This is a genomic window from Pseudomonas sp. PDM03 (genome assembly GCF_014852385.1).
GTDB classification, from domain to species: domain Bacteria; phylum Pseudomonadota; class Gammaproteobacteria; order Pseudomonadales; family Pseudomonadaceae; genus Aquipseudomonas; species Aquipseudomonas migulae.
Genome location: NZ_JACVBM010000046.1, coordinates 1 through 1,326 on the forward strand (window position 1 = coordinate 1; position 1,326 = coordinate 1,326).

Sequence of the window (1,326 nt, forward strand, 5' to 3'; positions counted from 1 at the left end):
ATGAAGGGGTCAACCACATAGGTAACAGAAAAGTTCAGGCACATAGGTAACACCTGATCACGTATTTCTGATTACTTTGAGCGTCAGATAAGCATCTTTAGCGTCTCTTTCATCAACACGGCCCAGTACTACCGGCCCAAAGATGATGTCCCAAACACCCTCGCTGATGCTCTCTAATCCGACTATCTGGTGTTTGAGGACATAGCCGACATAGATTCTGAGCCGTCCTTTGTTCACCACCCCGTTGGAGTCCGTCCGGTATGCCTCAACATGGCTTGGGTATCTCATCTCCGGCAGTTTTTTCGGGAATGGTCGTGAAGAACCGGTGTAGCTAGAACCCGGTGTTTTCTGCCCCAAGGCCTCATGAAGACGCTCATGATTATAGTGCTGCATGAACAGATCAAAATGCTTCTGCTGGGCTCCCCACTCAATTTCCGGCGGCCTTGGTAAGGTACTTTTAAGCGTGCGATGCATACGCTCATGCCGTCCATTCTGCTCGGGTCGACCAGGCTGAATCCGTTCGTGAATGATGCCCAGGCGGGCCCACCAGATGGACAACTGCGATAACCCGGCACGCCCACCGCTGGCGAAAGGGACACCGTTGTCCGTACGGATCCGCTCAGGCATTCCATACATCTTGAATAACCGCTCGAAGGTGGCCTTGGCGTCCTTGAAGGTCGTGCTCGGCATGCTTTCACACGCCAGTAGAAAGCGACTGGCGTGATCCATCACCGTCAAGGGGTAACACCAGACACCGTCTCCCGTCAGGTATTGGCCTTTGTAATCGGCACTCCAAAGTTGGTTGGGAAGATCGGCTTTTTGAAGTGGTTTGGGATAGATGGCAACGCGCTGCCGTAAACGCCGTGGCTCCACCAGCCCCGCCTTTTTCAGCACGTTGTAGATCGTAGTTTTGGAGGGTGGCGGCTGATCCGGAAACCGCTCTCTGAGGGCTGTCTGAATCTTTTTCGGCCCCGGCGTGGTTTGCCCTTGGCCGCGCAGCTCAAGAATGGCCTCCTTGACCGCAAATGGCACAGCCTGAGCTTGAGAGTGGCGCTTGCGACTGAACTCCGACAAGCCATTAACGCTGTCCGCGTTGTAGCGGGCCACCCACTTGTAACCGGTCTTGCGACTGATGCTGTGAGCCGCACAGAGTTGGCTGAAATTGAGACGACCGGACAGGTAGTCGGCAATGAACATCACTTTCAGGTCCATAGGTTTCAGCTCTCGCCACGGCATGGTCAGATCCTCGGAATCGACCAGTGCCAGTTAAAAACTGTTACCTATGTGCTTGAACTGTTTTGTTACCTATGTGGGTGAGTCATACCG

1 protein-coding gene is annotated in these 1,326 nt (G+C 53.8%); it reads right to left on the reverse strand.

What is annotated here, in order from left to right:
- Positions 1 to 57 precede the first annotated feature (57 nt).
- A complete protein-coding gene (locus IB254_RS29325; protein WP_192420949.1) occupies positions 58 to 1,236 on the reverse strand; it encodes an integrase core domain-containing protein in 1,179 nt (392 codons plus the stop codon).
- Positions 1,237 to 1,326 lie beyond the last annotated feature (90 nt).